Source organism: Geobacillus thermoleovorans, assembly GCF_001610955.1.
GTDB classification, from domain to species: domain Bacteria; phylum Bacillota; class Bacilli; order Bacillales; family Anoxybacillaceae; genus Geobacillus; species Geobacillus thermoleovorans.
The window spans coordinates 1679003-1696686 of record NZ_CP014335.1; the positions used below are offsets into that span (position 1 = coordinate 1679003).

Consider the following 17684-nt stretch of genomic DNA (forward strand, 5'->3'; position numbering starts at 1 on the left):
ACTGACTGTTGAGAACAACAGAAACAAAAAAGACCGCCCGATAGAGTCTGTTGAACGTATCTCTTCGGACAGCCTTTCTTTTTTAGCTCGATGGACAGCCTGCCGTGGGGCGGGTGTTCCCAAGAATCTCCCACCTCGAAGCACAAGCGTAGGTGGGAGAGCGTTCAACCGACCGCGTTTTTCTTGTTTAACGGAGCAACGCGAATGCCGGTCGTCTCCTCAAAATCGTACAACCCGCCCGGGAGATCGGCAAACCGCTCGAGTTCATTGTAAGCCGGAATGCCGTGGTACGCCATATCGAGACCTTCTTCTTCCTCACGCTCTGTCGCCCGGAGCCCGACCGTGCTGTCGCACACATTCGCGATGAGCGCACCGCTGACGAAGCCCCAAACGATGACTGTCAACGCGCCAAGCAGTTGGGTGATGAACAACGACGCATGACCGGTCGTCAACAATCCTTGCGTCGAGTCGAACAAGCCGACGGCGAACGTGCCAAACACCCCATTAAACCCATGAACCGCCACCGCACCGACCGGGTCGTCAATTTTCAATGCATCGACAAACAGCGTCGCATAGACGACGATGACGCCGCTCACAAGACCGATCAGCACCGCGCTCCATTGCGAAACGAAGGCGCAACCGGCCGTAATGGCCACCAGACCGGACAATACACCGTTCATGACCATGCTTGGATCGGCTTTTCCGTACTTTTTCATCGTCACGAAGAGCGCCGACGCGCCTCCGGCCGCCCCTGACAGCATCGTGTTGTGGGCGATCGATGCCAATGCTTTATTGGATGCGTCGAGCGTACTGCCCGCATTAAACGCAAACCAGCCAAACCATAAAATGAACGCCCCAGCCGAAGCAAGCGGAATATTGCTCGGCGCAAATACGTTCACACTACCGTCCGAGTTGAACCGCCCTTTTCGCGGCCCAAGCCGCTTGGCGATCGCCAGTGCCGCAAAGCCGCCGAGCGCATGAATCGCTGCTGACCCTGCGAAATCTTTCATCCCAAATCGGAAAGAACAATTTCCAGCTTCACTTTCGGGTGAAGCGTCACTTTGTAGTTTTTTCCTCGGTAAACTTCTTGCGTGTCCTTCTGTTTTCCCCGCCCAACGACTTGCGAAACGGTAAACCCGGTGATGCCGATCTGTTTCAGCCCTTTAATCGTATCGGAACACCTTTTTCATCGTATTGTCATTCGACGCTATGCCACGCGAAACGGCCATGAACGTCAAGCCCTTCTCCTTGTTAGATCGTCTCCTTCCCGCGCACGCCGTTGATCGAATAGCTCGCTGTAATGGCGGCATTTAACGAATGGGAAACGGAACAATATTTTTCTTTTGACAACCGAATAGCGCGGACGACCTTGTCTTCCGGCAAATCGCCTTCGAGCGCGTAATGAATATGAATCTCTGTAAACCGCTTTGGGTGGTCATCGGCGCGCGTTCCTTCGACTTCCATCGAAAACGCGCGGACATCAAGCCGCATTTTCCGCAAGATCAAAACGATGTCAATGCCGGTGCAGCCGGCTAAGGCGTGAAGCAAAAGCTCCATCGGCCGAGCGCCTGAATCGTTGCCGCCGACGTCTTTCGCGGCGTCGATCGGAATCACCACACCGGAAGCGCTTTGGCCGCTGAATGACATGTTTCCGTTCCATACAACCGTCGTTTTCATCATGGTCGCTCCTTTCTCATCTGTCCGGGGTCGGACGGACTTTCCGACAGCCCGTTTCTTCTTTTCAGTTTAGCGGCTATGTCCTTGAAATGCAAAATTCCTGTCTACCGTTTTCGCTCATGCATGTTAAAATAGAAACATGCACAAACTTGTTGAGTAAAGGGTGTTTGATTCGATGACCGCACTCATTTTGCTTCTTGCTTATCTTCTCGGCTCGATTCCGTTTGGCCTTCTTGTCGGGAAAATCGGCTACGGGATCGACATCCGCGAACACGGGAGCGGCAATCTTGGGGGAACAAACACGTTCCGCGTGCTTGGGGCGAAAGCGGGAACGATCGTCATTGTCGGCGATATGCTAAAAGGGACGCTGGCGGCGAGCTTGCCGATGCTTTTTTCCGTCCCCGTGCATCCGCTTTTGGCCGGGGCGATCGCCGTAGTCGGCCATATGTATCCGGTGTTCGCCAAATTCCGCGGCGGCAAGGCGGTGGCGACATCGGGCGGGGTGATGCTGTTTTATTCGCCGTTGTTCTTTTTGTCGCTCATCGCCGTGTTTCTTGTCGTCTTGGCTGTTTCACGCTACGTCTCCCTGTCATCGATGGCCGCGGCGCTGTATGCGGTCGTGTACACCGTCTTTTTCACGGACGACATTCCATTGACGGTGGCGGTGTTGTTGCTGGCTTCGTTTATCTTTTATCGTCATCGCGCCAACATTCAACGCATCTTGAACAAAACGGAGCCAAAAGTGAAATGGCCAGGCAAACGCTCATGACGACGGACGGAGAAAGGAGTTTGCTGCGTTGAGATTGCCGGAAGCATTTGTCGCGAAAATGAAGAAGCTGCTTGATGAAGAAGCAGACGAGTTTTTCGCTGTTTATGAAAATGAAAAAATCAACGGCTTGCGCGTCAATCCGTTGAAAACCGACCCGGGCGCATGGGCAAAAACGGCGCCCTTTTCCCTTTCCCCGGTGCCGTTTTGCCCGACCGGGTTTTATTATGAGCCGGACGAACAGCCGGGAAAGCATCCGTACCATGCGGCCGGCCTGTATTACATTCAAGAACCGAGCGCGATGGCGGTCGCCGAAGCGCTGCGTCCCGCCCCTGGGGAGAGGGTGCTTGACTTGTGCGCCGCCCCTGGCGGGAAAACGACCCAGCTTGGAGCGATGATGGAAAACAAAGGGCTGCTTGTCGCCAACGAAATCCACCCGAAACGGGTCAAAGCGCTCGCAGAGAACGTCGAACGGTTCGGCTTGACGAACACCGTTGTCGTCAATGAAACTCCCGAGGCGCTTGCCGAGCAGTTTCCGGGCTTTTTTGACAAAATTTTAGTCGACGCCCCCTGTTCCGGCGAAGGAATGTTTCGCAAGGATGAAGAGGCCGCTTCGTTTTGGAGCCCGGCTTATGTGGAAGAATGTGCGGCCAGACAGCGGCGCATTTTGGAAAGCGCCTATGCGATGCTGAAAGAAGGCGGCATTCTCGTCTATTCCACGTGCACGTTCTCTCCGGAGGAAAACGAACAAACGATTGAATGGCTGCTTGAGACGTACGAGGATTTGCAGTTGTTGCCCATTGCGAAAATCGGCGGCATCGAGCCAGGGCGGCCGGAGTGGACGAAAACCAATCGATCCGATCTCGTACACACCGCCCGCCTTTGGCCGCACCGTCTGAAAGGGGAAGGGCATTTTGTCGCCAAACTCCAAAAACAGCGGCCCACCTCACCTTGGCGAGGGCGGTGGGCGAAATCGAGCGCGCCAAAAGCCGCTATCCGCCTGTATCGCCAGTTTGAACAAGAGGCATTGCGGACAGAGCGAGACGGCACGTTCGTGTCATTTGGCGCCCATTTGACTGTGTTGCCCGAGCGTTGCCCGGATTTGTCCGGTTTGAAAATCGTCCGCGCCGGGTTGCACTTAGGGGATGTGAAAAAAGAGCGGTTTGAGCCGAACCATGCCCTTGCCTTGGCGTTGCGGACAGAGGAAGCGAAACATGTGCTTGACCTATCGAGCGCGAGCCGCGAAATCGTCCAATATTGGCGCGGCGAGACGCTTTCCACCGGCGGCGACCGCGGTTGGCTGCTTGTGGCCGTGGATGGATTTCCGTTCGCCTGGGGGAAAGAAGTGAAAGGAACGGTGAAAAACTTTTATCCAAAAGGGCTCCGTCTCATCTGAAGCATCGGAAAAGCGGGTGACAAAGAAGCTCCTAACCGCAAAAAAGACTGTCCTGCACACGCGGACAGTCTTTTTTACTGGTGCTGCTTCGTCGGAATTGTTAAGGTAAACACGATCTCATCGGCGGCCAAATCGATTTTTTTTGCCGCCACCTGATAACCGTTGCCAAAGCGAATGTCCGTGAGCGCGACGTAGACGCGGGTGTGCTCCGGGTCAATCGCCACTTCATCCGGCAGCGGGGCGTGCTTTTGTAAGTAGCGAAGCACATACGTCACTGGCAGCTTCCAGTCGCCGAGCGAAATCGTCGGCTCCGTGAGCTCGACATTCCCTCCTTTGATTACTTTGGGCACAAACGAGACGACAAGTTCGACCGAGCGGCCTAAAATGGGGATTTCGCTTGAAACATAGACGCGATCGGCGAGCCAAACGCGGTATTGCAGCGGATGGCCTTTCGTTTTTTCTGCCAAATAGTCGTTCATGATGGCGTTCAAATGCGCTTTCTTCGAGTAAACAGTAAATGAGGCTCCTTCGACATCCGGATGCGCCGGCCGTTTCACCGGCGGAGACGGCTTAAGCAGCCAGGCGGCGGCTAAAACAATGACCGCCGCGTTGACAGCCGCCAACATCCAAAACGCTCGTTTCCAATTCATTGCAGCAATCTCCCTATCCACCATTCTTTTCGTTCCTTTAACGCTTCATACACCCGTATGGCCATCTGTTCGTATCCTGCGGCATTCGGATGAAACTCATCGCGGTAGAGCAAATCATCGCGGTCAGCAAAAATGTCTTGGATATCGACAAAAATCGTTCGCTCATACCGTGAAAGCACTGCCAGGCTGGCGCTGTTCCACTCAGCGATGACATCATCGATTTCCGGAATGTTCGGCAACGTGCTCGAAAACGGGTTGTATAAGCCGACGAGCACAACGACGGCATCGGGGTTCACCGTGCGCAATGATAGAATGAGATGGTCCAATCGAGAGGCAAATGCCTTTGCCTCTTTCACAAACCGTTCGTGCGACAAATCAAAAAAATGTGAACGGACGACATTCATCACATCATTGCCGCCGATCGTGACAAGGACGAGATCCGCTTGGCTGATTTCCCTTTCATGCGCCTTGATGACTGGCTTGAGCTCCACAATGCGCCGGCCGCGTTTTCCTAAATTCGTCACGGTGACCGTCCGCACTCCGTCTTCTGCCGAAAGGAGCGGGACAAGGCGGCCAACATAGCCCCCTTTCCCTTCGCCATCCCCGACTCCTTCCGTCAACGAATCGCCCAAAGCGACCAAATGTATATCTTTCGGAAGCGGCTTTGCTTCCGTCTGCTTGACGGCGGCTTCATGCGGGCGCTCCGGCTTTCCGCCCGCCGAAAGCGACACGCATCCGGCGAGCAGCCAGCAGCACAACAACCATCCCCACCGTCTCATTGTTTGACACCTGCCTTTTGCCGCAACAAGGGGAAAGACGAAAAGAAGGCAAAAAGGCGGTAGCCGTTTTTGCCTCATTGCGACGACTGCACGATTTTGATATGCTCTAAAATCGTTTCGTACGGCACATCTTGCACGCCGCTGTACGTCTGAACCACTTTTCCGTCCGGCCCGACCAAATAAAAGCTGGTGCCATGCACGACTTGATCGTCATTGGCTGGCTTTTGCACGATCGTTTTAAAGCTTTTTTGCGCCAGCTCGCTAATTTCGGCCGGGCTGTATCCGGTAAGCAAATGCCAGTTTGATAGGTCGTCTGTAAATTGTTTCGCATACGCCGCCAGTTTTTCGGGCGTGTCGACTTCCGGATCAACGCTGAAGGAGACAAACTCGACATCCAGTCCTTCTTTCTTTGCCATTTGTTTTAATTTCGCCATATGGGCCGTCATCGGCGGACAAACCGTTTCGCAATTTGTAAAAATAAAATCGGCGACCCACACTTTTCCTTTTAAGTCGCGAAGCCCAAACGGCTTGCCCGTCTGATCGACAAACGTAAAGTCCTCCACCGGCCAGTTTTTGGCGTCCGGAATCGTTTTTCCGCACGCCGCCAGCAAAAGAACAACGAGAAAAAGCGCGATTCGTTTCCACATCGATGGATCCTTCCTTTTCGACAAAAATATGTTGATGCCGCACAACAACGGCGTTTATTCATCAAGCGCCGCTTCCTCCGTGTAGTACATGAGCGCCAACGCCCCAGGATCGGTGTGAATGGAAATGACCGTCGTTGTTTCAACGATGTCAATCGGTGAATAGCCGATGATGTCTGTCACCGCTTCCTTGAGCCGCTCCGCCCACCGAGGAGCATCGGCATGGGCGATGGCGATTTTCTCTACCCGTTTGGCCCCTTGTTCCTCGACAAGACGGCCCGCCAAATGGGACACCGCTTGCGAAAAGCTGCGAACCTGGGCAACCGGCGTATACAGCCCGTCAACCAGAGCGGCGATCGGCTTATGTCAAATGAAGCGGAACGACTTCAACGCCGTGCTCGGCAAGCACCGAAAACGGCACATCGACCGTTGAGTCGGTTACAATTTTGATTGGTTTCATTCGCTCACTCCTAATACTGATGATCTCGTTTCCATTATATAATGAAACCGGCAAAAATCCTACCTAAAAACGTCCATGAGCAAGCTTGGCTCATCCCCAAGCAGGAACATCGCCCATTATGAACGATACCGGCAGAAAAAAAGTTGTTTTGCCGCCAAGGGCAAAACAACAACAGTCATGCATTATGCTTTAACGCCGTTTCTTTAAAGATCTGTTCATATACCGGCCATTTCAGCACTTTCTTCAAATGTTCGCGGAACGAGTAAACGGAACGGTTTGTTCTCGACCGATACACTTTTGCAATAAACGCCTCCAAGCGCAGTTGGACCATGAATCGGTACGTATTCTCTTCCTCCAATACTGGAATTTCGATAATCTTGACCTTCTGCCCATACGCGTTTTGAAACTCGAGGCTTTTGAATAGCAAAATATCAATCCTCTTTTTCACCGATTTACTTTTATTATACACCAATCCGGTGAAAAAGTATGTCGGAATGCGGCGAATTTGTTCCGACTTTTTTCGTCTTTTTTCGTTAGATCAATAAATGGAACAAGTTCGGGTCTTTGTTCACTTCTTGGAACGGGAAGCCTTTTTTCTTCATCCGCTCGATGAGCGGCGCGTAGTCTTCGCGCCGTTTCAGCTCGATGCCCACAAGCGCCGGTCCGCTTTCTTTGTTGTTTTTCTTCGTGTATTCAAACCGGGTGATGTCATCGGTCGGCCCAAGCACTTCATCCAAAAACTCACGCAACGCCCCAGCCCGCTGCGGGAAGTTGACGATGAAATAGTGCTGCAGTCCTTCGTAAATCATCGAACGCTCTTTGATTTCCTGCATCCGGTCGATGTCGTTGTTGCCGCCGCTTATGACGCAGACGACTGTTTTGCCTCGGATTTGTTCCTTGTAAAAATCAAGCGCGGCGATCGGCAGCGCCCCTGCCGGTTCAGCGACAATGGCGTTTTCGTTGTACAGCTCCAAAATCGTCGTGCATACTTTTCCTTCCGGAACGACGACGATGTCATCAAGCACCCCGCGGCATAAGGCGAATGTCTTTTCCCCGACCGTCTTGACGGCAGCGCCGTCAACGAACTTGTCGATTTCATCGAGCGTCACCACATGTCCGCGCTCGAGCGCCGCTTTCATCGATGGGGCGCCAGCCGGCTCGACCCCGATGACTTTGGTGGACGGAGAAATGCTTTTCACATACGTCCCTAGTCCGGCCATCAATCCCCCGCCGCCGATGCTGGCGAACAAAAAGTCGATCGGTTCATCACAGTCGTTTAACACCTCGACGCCAATCGTCCCCTGTCCGGCAATGACGTATTCATCATCAAACGGATGGATGAACGTCCGCCCTTCCGCCTCGGCGCACTTCACCGCTTCGTTGTATGAATCGTCAAACGTGTCGCCGACAAGCACGATCTCGACCATGTCTTTGCCAAACAGCTGCACTTGCGACACTTTTTGCCGAGGCGTCGTCGCCGGCATATAAATTTTCCCGTGCACGCCAAGCGCCCGGCATGAATAGGCCACCCCTTGGGCATGGTTGCCGGCGCTGGCGCATACCACCCCGTTTCTCCGCTCCTCATCGGTTAAATGCTTCATCCGGTTGTACGCCCCGCGCAACTTAAACGAACGCACGACTTGCAAATCCTCGCGCTTTAAGTAGACATTGCACTCGTAGCGCTCGGATAACAGCGGATTTTTTTGCAGCGGCGTATGGAAAACAACATCCTTCAGCGTATGATACGCGATCAAAATGTCCTCGACGTATACCGCCCCTTGCTTCCGTTTCAGCTGTTGTTCCATGCTCTCGTTCCCTTTCTTTTCTAAGTTGTCTTTGATTTGTAGATTATATCACAAATCCGCAAAAAGAAAAGGGAATTTTCGAAAAGTTTTTGAGTGAAGATGGGCTGGCTCGCGATCATCGCGATTATCCCGCTTTACCGGACGCTTCCGCCGACCGGATTCACGCTTTTGGACTGACGCCATCCGATGAGCGCCGTCCTTCCTGCTCGAAACCTCTCTCTAGCCGTCCTGCCAGACGGCAACGCGGCGAATTGTGCAGCATATGTACAGCGAACTACTTCTTCATGCGCAAGCGGACAGAAAAAACGACCGGCGCTATGCCCGGTCGTCCTCTTTTTTGAACTCTTCTTCCTCGGCAAATTCCGTCGCCCATCTTCCTTCATCATACCAGCGGTGCGCTTCTTCCCGTCTTGCTTCTTCGTGCACATGGTTTTCCATATACAAATGGAAAAACGCTTCAACCGCCCCGATCGCCAAGGCGCTGAAAAACGCGCCGTATGCCATGTTGACGGACGGGGCAATGAGGGCAAAGCTGACCGGCCAAATAAGCAAAAAGGAAAGCGGCACGTCAAGAGCGGCAGCGACAAAATGGCCGACGCGCGGCAACACGAACAGATCGCCGATCATATAAGAAACAAGCGCCGTCACGATCGTCATGAGTGAAATCAAGGAAAGCGGGGCATCGAAGATCGTAAACATCGAAAACAAGACGACGCTCCAAGCAGCGAGCTTGACGACAAACGGAACGATATGTTTCATCGTCTTCCTCCATTTCCATTGTGGTTCTATTGATTATCGTTCCTTTTTCGCCCCGCTTCTATGCAGAAACACGTTTTCAAAATGTTCCGATCTCAAACAAAAAGACGCCCCGTTTTTGGGGGCGTCTCGCAAACGTTTCGTACGCCAACGACAAACGCATATCCATGCCCGTGTCCCATCTATTTCGCCTTTTTCCGCTCATAAATGATAAAGGCGTGTTCATACGGATTCTTTTCATCTTTCCCTCCTGGCGTATAGGAAACGATTTCCCATTCATCGTCAGAAATGGGCGGATAAAACGTATCGCCGGGGAAGGAAGCAAAAATTTTTGTCACATACAGCCGGTCGACAATCGGCATCGTCGCCCGAAACAGTTCGGCCCCGCCGATGATAAACACTTCATCAGCGCGCGATGCGATCCATTGCTTGACTTCCTCGAGCGAATGAAGCACAAGGCAGCCTTCCGGGCGAAACGAACGGTTGCGCGTGACGACGATGTTTTCCCGGCCGGGAAGCGGCCGGCCGATCGCTTCAAACGTCTTGCGCCCCATCACGATGGCATGGCCCATTGTCACCCGTTTAAAATACGCCAAATCGGCCGGCAAATGCCAAGGCAAGCGGTTGTCTTTGCCGATCACCCGGTTTTCATCCATTGCCACAATGTGCGAAATCATCGCGTCCTCTCCTTTACACAGCCACCGGTGCTTTAATCGTCGGATGCGGGTTGTAGCCGACAATTTCAAAATCGTCGTATTCGTAATCGAAAATGGACGGCGGCTTCCGTTTGATCACGAGCTTCGGCAGCGGGCGCGGCTCGCGCGTCAGCTGCAGTTTCGCCTGTTCGAGATGGTTTTTGTACAAATGGACATCACCGCCGGTGAAAATGAGTTCGCCGACATCGAGATCGCATTGCTGGGCGATCATATGCGTCAACAGCGCGTAGCTGGCAATGTTAAACGGCAGCCCTAAAAACGTATCAACGGAGCGCTGCTGCCACATGCACGACAACCGACCGTTCGCGACATAAAACTGAAAGGCATAATGGCACGGCGGCAGCTTCATCTCGTCCAATTCCGCTACATTCCAAGCGCTCACCAGCAGCCGGCGTGAATGCGGATTTCGTTTGATCTCTTCGACAACCCATGCGATCTGGTCGATGGTTTTCCCGTCTGCTCCCTTCCACGAGCGCCATTGCGCGCCGTAAATCGGGCCGAGATCGCCGTTTTCGTCCGCCCACTCGTCCCAAATCGTCACGCCATTCTCCTGCAAATAGCGGACGTTCGTATCGCCTTTTAAAAACCAAAGCAGTTCATAAATGATGGAGCGGATATGCAATTTTTTCGTTGTCACGAGCGGAAATCCATCTTGTAAGTTGAAGCGGAGCTGGCGGCCGAACACCGACAGCGTGCCGACGCCCGTTCGGTCTTCTTTTTCGACGCCGTTTTCCAAAATATCCTCCAAAAGCTGTAAATATTGCCGCAATGTCCTCACCTCACGCTCTATCATACCATAAAGCAACACATGGTGAACCATTTGTCCATAAAAAAACGAGCCTTTTACGAGGCCCGCTCCGCCAATCCACGGATGAATGCGTATGTGTTCGGCGCTGCCGCCCGCAGCGTGTGCCGCGTCTTGTCGCTTGCATAATAATAGGCAAACGACTCGGCAAAATACTCTTCTGGATAGGTCAAAAAATAAGATTCGCCAGGAAAAAGCCGCGGCGCCTCCTCCCGCCAAATCGCTTGAAATTCGTCCGTTTCATGAATGCGGTCAAATACGATGTAATCGAGCGAATGAGCAAACTCATGCAGCTCCAAATTGACCGAGCCGTGTCCTTTCCCTTTTTCGCTATGGCCGAGACGGACGAGCACCAAATGCGACCCGCCGATGCCCGGCACGTCATCCCATGTTTTGGATCCCGGCGCATAGCCGCGCGGGGTTTTCCCACGCAAGTGGCGAGCTGTCGGTTCATTCGTAATAGGGCCTGTCAACAGCTGAATGTAAATATGATGAGCAGCCGCCTGCTCTAAAATGCTGCGATCCATGCGGGCAAGCGTCTGAATGGTCTTGTTCGCCTCCGCAGCGGGAAACGCTGTCTCGGGCACGATCACAATGCGGCCGAGCACGTCACGGGACGGAATGTCCCGAAGATCAAGGCCGCTTTCTTGAAGCAGCACGCCGTGGGCGGCCGGGTACGGCGAAAGCGATAGAAGCGGAATCGCGAACAGCGCTGCCAACAAACTAGTCCACAATCGTTTCATGGTGTTCCCCCGCTTCTTTTATTCTATGAAAATGATATCATAGAACGAAGCAGGGAAAAACGCGCAAAATCAGGAAAGAACCGCAAGCGGTTTATGTGCGCCAATTCGGCGGCGTATTTTTGGACCAGTAGATTTTCCCGAGTTCATAGTGAGCTTGAAAGCCATCATCGCAAGTATGATAGTGAAATTGAAACCAGTACCCGTCCTGCGGCGGGTGTTCGCGGCGGACGTGAAAGCGGACGAGATCTTCTCCTGTGTCCATGCGATACAAATGGAAAATGCGTTCCCCTTGCCCGCCGGACGGATTTTCCGATACGGCCAAATAACGGAGCTCTTCTTCCGGACAGCGTTCAGCCAGCCCGGCAATCACCTCTTCGATGCGCGGCAAGATGACGGTGCGAAATTCATCTTCAATAACCGGGGCGATTTTGCGGCCGAACTTTTCGTACGACTGCGCCACTGCCTTTTCCATCGTCTCTTCGATAAACTGTTCACGAGTTAACGAAACAGAAACAGCTTCCGCCGCATGGTCTGCTTGGGAATGCTTCCAATCGGGAGACGGGGCGTCATCTGACGGCGGCTCTTTGGCCGCGAGCAGCGAAGCGGGCGGTGTGACGAGTCCAAACGTGCAGACGGTAATGGCGGCAACAAGCGTTTTTCGAAGCCAAGACGGCAGCTTCATCGCCTTCACCTCCCACTACCGCCGATCAGCGGCTAAAGACGCAAACAAGCCGGTCGCTTTTAATTTGGCGACCGCCCGGCGCAACACCGCCTCCGGCTGGACGAGGGCGATGCGCACATAGCCCTCGCCGCTTGGCCCAAACGCGTGCCCGGGCGTGACGACGACGCCCGCTTGGTCGATGAGCGCCTTCGCAAACGAAAGCGATGTAAAGCCGTCCGGAATTTTCGCCCACACGAACATACCGGCTTGCGGACGGTCAACCGCCCAGCCGATGTCGGCCAACCCGTCAACGAGCGCATCGCGGCGCGATTGATATATCGCGCGGCTTTCGGCGCAAAAGTCGGCCCCATGACGCAGCACTTCGGCCGCCGCTTTTTGAATCGGCCAAAAGACGCCATAATCCAAATTCGACTTAAACTCGGCGAACGTGCGAATCACCTCGGCATTTCCGCACAAATAGCCGACCCGGCAGCCGGCCATGTTGTAGCTTTTGGACAACGAATTGATCTCCACGCCAACGTCCTTTGCGCCTGGAACAGAAAGAAAACTCACCGGTTTGTTTCCGTCATAATACAGCTCGCCGTAAGCAAAATCGGACACAACGAGAATATCGTACCGCTTCGCAAACTCGACCACTTCGCGATAAAACGATTCTGTCGCTATAGCTGGAACTGGATTTCCAGGGAAGTTGATAAACATGATTGTCGCCCGTTTGGCAATGTCCTCCGGGATCGCACGCAAATCCGGCAAAAAGCGGTTTTCCTCCCTCAGCGGCAGAAAATACGGCTCCGCTTCCGCCATTGCCACCCCCGCCGCATACGCCGGATACCCGGGATCCGGCAATAAAATGACATCCCCCGGGTCGGCGAACACCATCGGCAAATGCACGAGCCCGTCCTGTGATCCGATGACGCACGTTACTTCCGTCTCCGGATCGAGCACGACGCCATGCGCCGTGCGATAATAGTCGGCGACCGCTTCATGAAACTCGCGAATGCCCCTTAATGTGTAGCCGTACGCATTCGGCTCGTTGGCGTAGCGGGCGATCGCCTCACGCACAAACGGCGCCGGGGGCAAATCCGGGCTGCCGACGCTTAAATCGATCCACTCGTCATGAAGATGGCGCCGCTGTTGGCGATACGCCGCCAATTCGGCAAAAATCGATGCAGAAAATGCGTTCATTCGTTTCGCCCTTTTCATCGTCTTTCCTCTCCCTTGCCAAAACAAAAACCGCTTTTCCTTTTCACTTTTGTTGGTATATACTATGATTACATGAATAGTGTATCATATGTTCAAGGGGAAAACATAGACAGAAAGGCGGGAAAACAGCGATGACAACCATCTTTTTTGCGGCCAGCCTCATTACGTTGTTGTATTTCATTTACAGCTGCATCGCCAATGCCTGACGGCGGCAGCGAAAACGGAGCTCCGCACAGGAGCTCCGTTTTCTTTCAGTCGATTTTCGTTTTTTTGCGCGCAGAATCAAGCTCGTAGGCGCCTGTTTCCGTTTGCGTCGTGCCTTGTCCCCTCACCTCCGGGGCGCTGACGCCCGTTTTCGAACGGTCTTTTTTCCGCTTCGGCACGCCGATCACCTCCGCCCTTATCGTTCCCCGGCGCCGGCAGCGGTATGCAAGGCCTGGGAAGGCATAAGGCATCAGTTACAATATTTGTCAAACGCAGCCAAAATGTTTTCCATCACGTCCTCCATCGAGTGAAACTCGATGTCTTCGCGCGGGATAAAATGAACAACTTCCTTTCCTTTTAAGAGCGCCATCGACGGCGAGGACGGCGCATAGCCGACAAAGTACTCGCGCATTTTCGCCGTCGCCTCTTTGTCTTGGCCGGCGAATACCGTCACAAGATGATCCGGCTTTTTCTCGCTCCTAAGCACCGCCTGCGTCGCCGCGGGGCGCGCCAATCCAGCGGCGCAGCCGCACACTGAGTTGACAAAAACAAACGTCGTTCCTTCCACTTGTTTCATAAACTGCTCGACTTCTTCGCTTGTGCGCAATTCGCGGAAACCGGCGCGGACAAGTTCATCGCGCATCGGCTGCACGAGTTGGCGCATATAGTCTTCGTAAGCCATTGACATTGCCCTCATCCCTCCACATTCATCATCGCTGCGCTATCAGCATACTATATTTTCGTTTGAAAAATCAATGAAGAGAACCGTCCACGGCCGCATGTCTCTAAACGGCATCATTCAGAACAAACGGGGCTAAACGCACCCGTTTGGCCGCCATCAAACGAGCGATTTCGTTTCGCTTTCTATCAACCGCCGCGGCCATTGTCAGCGACCAAACATATACTATGCCATCGATGGCCATGAAAGGAGCGTGCACATGGGATACATTGAAGAACTGCGAAAAATCATTGGAACCCGGCCGATCATCTTGGCGGGAGCCGGGGTCGCTGTCACCGATGAATGCGGGCGGATTTTATTGCAGAAACGCCGCGACGGCTTATGGGGACTGCCCGGCGGTTTGTTGGAGTTGGGGGAGTCCGCAGAAGAAGCAGCCCGGCGGGAAGTGTGGGAAGAAACAGGGCTGGAAATCGGCAAACTGGAACTAGTCGATGTGTTTTCTGGAAAAAAATATTTTGTTCGGCTGCCTAATGGAGATCAATATTACCCAGTCACTGTTGTTTATCTCACCCGTGATATCCGCGGTGGAGAACTGAAAGAAGACGGGGAAGAATCGCTGGAAGTGAAATTCTTCCCTTTTCATGAATTGCCAAACGAACTCTCTCCTCTTGTTAAAGATTTTATCGAACAATATTTCAGGGGATGACGAGCCAAGCCTTGGAGCTCTCTCCAAGGCTTCACCATTGTTGAAAACACTCTTTTCTAAGAACCAAATCCGCAGCTGGAGGGGCAAAAAAATTTAGAAGCCCATTTTAATGGTAATAAATTGAAGAATAATCGGCGCACCTTTTGGCGGCGGCTCGGCTGTTTTCAACGTCAGTTTCCCCTTTTCCACCTCATACAGTTTTTCCGGTTGCAGCACCCCATTAATAAACAAGTTGATCCATGATACATGTTTCGGATCTAAAATACCGCGGTCGCCGTACTCTCTCAGTTCATCGCCGTCTGTATAGACGGTTTTCACTCCGTCTGATATGGTGTTATACTGGTACGTTTCCGCCTGCAAGACACGCGGAGGGAAGTGGAGCGCCACACGGAGGGGAATGGTCAGTACAGCATGGGTCCAATCGTATACTTTGGAAGCAGCAATCACATGTTTTGCTGTTGAAGATGTCCGTTTCATTCGTTTGCTCACCCAAACACACCATATTGTTTCGTGATCATTTCACTCCGCAAGATATTTTGCATTAGTATATTCACCTCCCATCTTCAAAGTGAATAGCAAACAAAATGGCAGGTTAATGAACGGTAGTAAAAAATCACTATATTCCACTTAATTCCGTCTATTATAACAGGATCATAAAACGACCAAATTCGTTTAAAATGTTTGTTTCATAATTCAAATTCACTGGTAAAACAGGCTGGTATAGCAGGGCAAAAACATCATTTTTCTCCCATTACGGCAATCGCCGAGCCATCCTCTGTAATTAATCCATACAATAAAATGAACCTATGGCACCGGCTGATTGCCAACAGAGTTCCAGATACTAAAAAGAACGGATGATAATTGGCTCAGCTTCGGGGCCACAGCATGTTAAACACAAAATGGAGAAGGGGAGATTGTATGGCTTTGCAATTAATTAAATTGTTTGTCGCCGCTACTACCACGACAGAGGTTGCACCAGACGTCGCAAGATTTTTTTACATCACAACAGCTGAAACAGCAGAAGGAGCAACCTTAACGATCGACGCAGCCAGCTTTTTGCAAGACGACGGCAGCCAAGCGACACAGCTGCCAGCATTGGCAACTAACAATAGCTACTTTAACGTGTACATTAACGGCGTTTTGCAAATGGAAGGGATATCGACGTACACCCCAGGAGCTACCGGCGTCGGGTCACTGTCCATTACCGTCCCGACCGGAAGCGGCTCGATTCCAGCTAACACCCCGGTTGTGCTCGAAATTGTCCAATTCGCTCCAAGCTCCAACACTACTGTGACGACGTAACAGCCGTACTCTTTTCGATCATAAAAACAGGCGCACCGATGGGCGCGCCTGGTTTACTGTTCTGTTTCGTTTTCTTTCTTCCGGCTCTCCGTCATTTGCTTCCACACAGACCCTTTCGCTTCTTCGCCGCCTTCGATCCGTTCAATGGCCATTTTCACTTGCAAGCTCACTTCAAACTCCGGATCGTTTTCCGCCGCTTTCAACGCTGGCAGCGCCGATTCGTCGCCGACTTCGTACAAAAACATGGCCGCGCGCCAACGGACGAGCTTGCTTTCGTCCTTTAGCGCTTCGATCATGGCCGGAATGGCCTCCGGATCGCCGATGTCGGACAAACAGTCGCCGGCGGTGCGGCGGACAGCGACAGCAGGATCTTTTAACGCTTCATACAAATACGGAAGCACCTTTTTGCCGCCGATCATGCCGAGATACGCCGTCGCCAGGCGGCGAATCGCCATTTTTTCATCCTTGAGCGCCTTGGCCAACACCGGGATATCGTCCTCGGTCGGCTCGGCCATCTGTTCGAGCGCGGCATACCGTTTGCGCCAATCCGGGTCATCGAGCATCTCGCTCGTCACTTTGAGGCTTGGACGCTTTTGCACCGTTTTTTCCTGCTCGCCGCGGCGGAACATGTTGACGATCCGCTCCAGCCGCTCGGGCGGATAGGCTGCCGACAGCTCATCGACTATTTCGCGGCCGATTTCCTCAAACGTGCCGTAGCGCACTCCTTTTTCGACCCATTTGCGCTCAAGCACAACATTTCCTGCGTATTTTTGCGCCTCAATGACCGCGTCCATAAACGGTTTCGGCAGCCCGACGCGGTGTTCGCGCTCCCCATCGACAAGCTTCACTTGCATCGGCAGACCGTACAGCATTTGCACGAACACTTTCACTTCGCCGAAATGTTCGTTTCCTTTCGGCTTTGTCTCGGCGCCGTCATCCACTTTCTCGCCGAACACTTCGCGCACTTTCGCCAAAATGTCGCGCCAGTCGTATTTCGGATGGCGTTCAATAGCCAAAAAATCAGCGACATGGTAAATGCCTTTCACTCCGTCAATGCGCATCAATGCTTGAATAAGCGGCGGCGCTTCGCTGATGTTGTCCGGTTTGTAGTTATGGCGCGTGCCGGAAGGCAATTCTTCATCAAGCAATATTTTCATCGTGTTCGGGCTTGGCGTCGGCTCAATCGCTTGAATGCGCAAGCGTTACCCCTCCTTGCCTTACAGCAGCTTTTCAATTTCCTTTCTCAGCTCGCTTGGCTTTGTTTGCGGTGCGAAACGAGCTACAACCTTGCCGTTGCGGTCGACCAAAAACTTCGTGAAATTCCATTTGATCGCCTTTGTTCCCAATGCCCCCGGCGCCTCTTCTTTCAAATATTGAAACAGCGGATGGGCGTGATCGCCATTCACATCCACTTTCGCAAACAGCGGGAACGTCACACCATAATTCAACTGGCAAAATTGCTCGATTTCCTCTTCCGTCCCCGGCTCTTGGCCGCCGAACTGGTTGCACGGAAAGCCGAGCACAACAAACCCGCGATCGCGATATTCGTCATACAGCTCCTGCAGTTCTTTATACTGCGGGGTGAAGCCGCAACGGCTCGCCGTGTTGACAATCAACAGCACGTTGCCTCGATAGACGGAAAGCGGTTGTTCCTCTCCGCGAATGGTTTTGGCGCTGAATTCATATACACTCATGATTTTTCACCTCATCTCCA

General features: G+C 52.8%; 23 protein-coding genes and 2 pseudogenes. 4 read left to right on the forward strand and 21 right to left on the reverse strand.

The window, feature by feature from the left end:
- Window positions 1–164 precede the first annotated feature (164 nt).
- The 3 genes and pseudogenes from GT3570_RS08430 to GT3570_RS08435 form a co-directional block, all read right to left on the reverse strand.
- A pseudogene (locus tag GT3570_RS08430) lies at window positions 165–1019 on the reverse strand (ammonium transporter); the annotation flags it as partial.
- Window positions 1016–1168, reverse strand: a pseudogene (locus tag GT3570_RS17920) (P-II family nitrogen regulator); the annotation flags it as partial. The pseudogenes GT3570_RS08430 and GT3570_RS17920, both read right to left, overlap by 4 nt.
- Before the next feature lie 83 nt (window positions 1169–1251).
- Entirely contained in the window at window positions 1252–1677 is a 426-nt protein-coding gene (locus GT3570_RS08435; protein WP_011231257.1) for an OsmC family protein, read from the reverse strand.
- A 175-nt stretch (window positions 1678–1852) separates the two neighbouring features.
- On the opposite strand from GT3570_RS08435, the gene plsY reads away from it, so the two are divergent.
- Together plsY and GT3570_RS08445 are read left to right on the forward strand one after the other, a co-directional pair.
- Complete coding sequence (gene plsY, locus GT3570_RS08440) at window positions 1853–2446, forward strand: glycerol-3-phosphate 1-O-acyltransferase PlsY (RefSeq protein WP_011231258.1); 594 nt, start codon at window positions 1853–1855, stop codon at window positions 2444–2446.
- 28 nt (window positions 2447–2474) lie between these two features.
- Window positions 2475–3839, forward strand: coding sequence for an RsmF rRNA methyltransferase first C-terminal domain-containing protein (locus GT3570_RS08445; protein ID WP_020279614.1), 1365 nt, complete (start codon window positions 2475–2477; stop codon window positions 3837–3839).
- 74 nt (window positions 3840–3913) lie between these two features.
- Here the strand turns inward: GT3570_RS08445 and GT3570_RS08450 are convergent, their stop codons facing one another.
- The 15 genes from GT3570_RS08450 to GT3570_RS08510 all read right to left on the reverse strand — a co-directional run bounded on the left by GT3570_RS08450 (window position 3914) and on the right by GT3570_RS08510 (window position 13971).
- On the reverse strand, window positions 3914–4489 hold the full coding sequence (locus GT3570_RS08450; RefSeq protein ID WP_044731377.1) for a YpmS family protein: 576 nt from the start codon (window positions 4487–4489) through the stop codon (window positions 3914–3916).
- Window positions 4486–5268 (reverse strand): SGNH/GDSL hydrolase family protein, encoded by a 783-nt coding sequence (locus tag GT3570_RS08455; protein WP_020279612.1) that lies wholly within the window; start codon window positions 5266–5268, stop codon window positions 4486–4488. Before GT3570_RS08455 ends, GT3570_RS08450 begins: the two co-directional genes overlap by 4 nt.
- Window positions 5269–5342: 74 nt before the next feature.
- Entirely contained in the window at window positions 5343–5915 is a 573-nt protein-coding gene (locus GT3570_RS08460) for an SCO family protein (protein WP_033025416.1), read from the reverse strand.
- A gap of 54 nt (window positions 5916–5969) precedes the next feature.
- Window positions 5970–6269, reverse strand: a complete 300-nt coding sequence (locus tag GT3570_RS08465) for a DegV family protein (protein WP_227016151.1) — start codon at window positions 6267–6269, stop codon at window positions 5970–5972.
- Window positions 6270–6273: 4 nt separating this feature from the next.
- A complete protein-coding gene (locus GT3570_RS18440) occupies window positions 6274–6372 on the reverse strand; it encodes a DegV family protein (protein ID WP_023634460.1) in 99 nt (32 codons plus the stop codon).
- Between the two features lie 175 nt (window positions 6373–6547).
- Window positions 6548–6799, reverse strand: a complete 252-nt coding sequence (locus tag GT3570_RS08470; RefSeq protein WP_011231264.1) for a YpmP family protein — start codon at window positions 6797–6799, stop codon at window positions 6548–6550.
- Between the two features lie 106 nt (window positions 6800–6905).
- Window positions 6906–8177 carry a threonine ammonia-lyase IlvA gene (ilvA, locus tag GT3570_RS08475; protein WP_011231265.1) on the reverse strand — a complete coding sequence of 424 codons (1272 nt, stop codon included), beginning with the start codon at window positions 8175–8177 and terminating at the stop codon, window positions 6906–6908.
- 315 nt (window positions 8178–8492) lie between these two features.
- Window positions 8493–8936, reverse strand: coding sequence for a YndM family protein (locus tag GT3570_RS08480; RefSeq protein ID WP_011231266.1), 444 nt, complete (start codon window positions 8934–8936; stop codon window positions 8493–8495).
- Window positions 8937–9115: 179 nt separating this feature from the next.
- On the reverse strand, window positions 9116–9610 hold the full coding sequence (locus tag GT3570_RS08485) for a dihydrofolate reductase (RefSeq protein WP_062898623.1): 495 nt from the start codon (window positions 9608–9610) through the stop codon (window positions 9116–9118).
- Window positions 9611–9623: 13 nt separating this feature from the next.
- Complete coding sequence (gene thyA / locus GT3570_RS08490; RefSeq protein WP_062898624.1) at window positions 9624–10418, reverse strand: thymidylate synthase; 795 nt, start codon at window positions 10416–10418, stop codon at window positions 9624–9626.
- A 74-nt stretch (window positions 10419–10492) separates the two neighbouring features.
- Window positions 10493–11197 (reverse strand): anthrax toxin lethal factor-related metalloendopeptidase, encoded by a 705-nt coding sequence (locus GT3570_RS08495; RefSeq protein ID WP_062898625.1) that lies wholly within the window; start codon window positions 11195–11197, stop codon window positions 10493–10495.
- Window positions 11198–11288: 91 nt separating this feature from the next.
- On the reverse strand, window positions 11289–11873 hold the full coding sequence (locus GT3570_RS08500; RefSeq protein ID WP_171698259.1) for a YpjP family protein: 585 nt from the start codon (window positions 11871–11873) through the stop codon (window positions 11289–11291).
- Window positions 11874–11894: 21 nt separating this feature from the next.
- A complete protein-coding gene (locus tag GT3570_RS08505; RefSeq protein WP_062898626.1) occupies window positions 11895–13079 on the reverse strand; it encodes an LL-diaminopimelate aminotransferase in 1185 nt (394 codons plus the stop codon).
- A gap of 251 nt (window positions 13080–13330) precedes the next feature.
- On the reverse strand, window positions 13331–13462 hold the full coding sequence (locus GT3570_RS17925; RefSeq protein ID WP_080729592.1) for a YuzL family protein: 132 nt from the start codon (window positions 13460–13462) through the stop codon (window positions 13331–13333).
- A 71-nt stretch (window positions 13463–13533) separates the two neighbouring features.
- Window positions 13534–13971: a BrxA/BrxB family bacilliredoxin gene (locus GT3570_RS08510; protein ID WP_062898627.1), complete on the reverse strand. Its 438-nt coding sequence runs from the start codon at window positions 13969–13971 to the stop codon at window positions 13534–13536.
- A gap of 250 nt (window positions 13972–14221) precedes the next feature.
- Here GT3570_RS08510 and GT3570_RS08515 point away from each other — a divergent pair, with 250 nt between their 5' ends.
- Window positions 14222–14668 carry an NUDIX hydrolase gene (locus tag GT3570_RS08515; RefSeq protein WP_011231274.1) on the forward strand — a complete coding sequence of 149 codons (447 nt, stop codon included), beginning with the start codon at window positions 14222–14224 and terminating at the stop codon, window positions 14666–14668.
- 93 nt (window positions 14669–14761) lie between these two features.
- Here GT3570_RS08515 and GT3570_RS08520 read toward each other — a convergent pair whose 3' ends face one another.
- Window positions 14762–15145, reverse strand: coding sequence for a DUF4183 domain-containing protein (locus GT3570_RS08520; protein ID WP_015374894.1), 384 nt, complete (start codon window positions 15143–15145; stop codon window positions 14762–14764).
- A 441-nt stretch (window positions 15146–15586) separates the two neighbouring features.
- Here GT3570_RS08520 and GT3570_RS08525 point away from each other — a divergent pair, with 441 nt between their 5' ends.
- Window positions 15587–15970 carry a DUF4183 domain-containing protein gene (locus GT3570_RS08525; RefSeq protein ID WP_011231275.1) on the forward strand — a complete coding sequence of 128 codons (384 nt, stop codon included), beginning with the start codon at window positions 15587–15589 and terminating at the stop codon, window positions 15968–15970.
- Between the two features lie 53 nt (window positions 15971–16023).
- On the opposite strand, the gene GT3570_RS08530 is transcribed toward GT3570_RS08525, so the two are convergent.
- Both GT3570_RS08530 and GT3570_RS08535 read right to left on the reverse strand, forming a co-directional pair.
- Window positions 16024–17169 (reverse strand): conserved virulence factor C family protein, encoded by a 1146-nt coding sequence (locus tag GT3570_RS08530; protein WP_015374895.1) that lies wholly within the window; start codon window positions 17167–17169, stop codon window positions 16024–16026.
- Window positions 17170–17187: 18 nt separating this feature from the next.
- Complete coding sequence (locus tag GT3570_RS08535; RefSeq protein ID WP_014195888.1) at window positions 17188–17664, reverse strand: glutathione peroxidase; 477 nt, start codon at window positions 17662–17664, stop codon at window positions 17188–17190.
- Window positions 17665–17684 lie beyond the last annotated feature (20 nt).